Annotated in this window: 2 protein-coding genes; both read left to right on the top strand. The window is 44.0% G+C overall.

Going from position 1 to position 1,359, the window contains the following annotated elements; translation table 11 throughout:
- Nucleotides 1-11 precede the first annotated feature (11 nt).
- The gene (locus PX481_RS10665) at nucleotides 12-320 is read left to right on the top strand and encodes a hypothetical protein (protein ID WP_002759516.1); all 309 of its coding nucleotides are present in this window, start codon (nucleotides 12-14) and stop codon (nucleotides 318-320) included.
- Nucleotides 321-342: 22 nt separating this feature from the next.
- Complete coding sequence (locus PX481_RS10660) at nucleotides 343-828, top strand: GNAT family N-acetyltransferase (RefSeq protein WP_002759515.1); 486 nt, start codon at nucleotides 343-345, stop codon at nucleotides 826-828.
- Nucleotides 829-1,359 lie beyond the last annotated feature (531 nt).

The raw sequence follows: 1,359 nt of genomic DNA, 5'->3' as shown, positions 1-1,359 counted from the left end.
GGGTTAAAAGCATGGATTCCAATCTAGGTCAAGAAAAAGAGAATAGTTGTGGTAATTCCGGGCGAAAATGGTTGTCGATCGGTATTGCTCCCACTGGTATAATTTCTATTGGCATTGTTCCCATGGGCGTTATTTCCATCGGTATTGTTCCTATGGGAATAGTTTCCATTGGAACCGTGGCCATGGGGACAATTGCGGCCGGTTTTGTTTCCATGGGACTTTTCAGTATTGGTAGCGTTGGGATGGGATTAAATAACGGCCATTTTTCCAATCTTAATTCTCCCCCTGCTGAATCTCCCCATAAACATCATCAGCATTAAAATCAAGATTTGACTAGCAATCATGAATTATTCCATCCGTGCTGCCGTTGCTACCGATGTCAAGGCTATTTTTGACTTAATTGTTGCCTTAGCAGCCTATCAAGAACTCAGCCATTTAATGACAGGAAATAGTCAAGCTTTAGGGGAGCATTTATTCGGAGAAAAACCCTACATCGAAGCATTGGTCGCGGAAGTAGAGGGTAGAATAGTCGGTTTTGCCCTATTTTTTGCTAACTATTCCACCTTTATAACTAAACCGGGGATTTATCTGGAAGATATCTTCGTTTTACCCGATTATCGTAGTCAAGGTATCGGGAAAGCTTTACTAATGGCTGTGGCTAAAATTGCCGTCGCTAGGGATGCAGGACTTTTAGAATGGACTGTCTTAGAGTGGAATCAACTGGCGATCGATTTTTATGGAAAAATGGGGGCTAAGGTCTTCCAAGAGTGGCAAATTTGTCGTCTCACCGGGACAGCTTTAACCCAATTGGGTAATAGTGATAAATAAGTCAGTCCCGATGCAACAAGTTACACCGTCAAGCATGAAAATATTCTGATCCTAAATCCGGTTATTAAAAACTGATTATTTATTCCCCCTTTTGCAGGAGTTTCTTTCCTGATATGTGGCCTAGACTCAACGGATGGCCGTATTACTTCAGATCTGATTACTCAATCCAAGCTTTTGGGGGGTTCTACCCCCCAAACCCCCCGTTGGGGGCGTGGCGCCGCCCCCAAACCCCGGAGCGCATTAGTTTTTCGGTGGGATGCTTACACGCAGCCGCTGACGCATCTGTAATAATTTGAGAGTCACTTCACTCGCAGGAGTGCCTCTCCTGATATGTAGCCTATACTCAACGGATTTGTGCGAAACGTTTAGGCATGAAATAAGGTTGAAATACCTGAAATAACCGCCTAGTAAGGTCTTCAGTCCCCTGACTGAATCTAATAGGTCAACCCTGACCAACCTCATAACTGTTTATATGTACCGACGTTTAGTATCACCTCGATACCAAACTAGGCAAGGGGACTCAAGGTCAAT

It is taken from the genome of Microcystis sp. M53603_WE2 (assembly GCF_030065435.1).
Note: the sequence above shows the minus strand (reverse complement) of the source record. Positions and strands in the feature narration are given on the sequence as shown.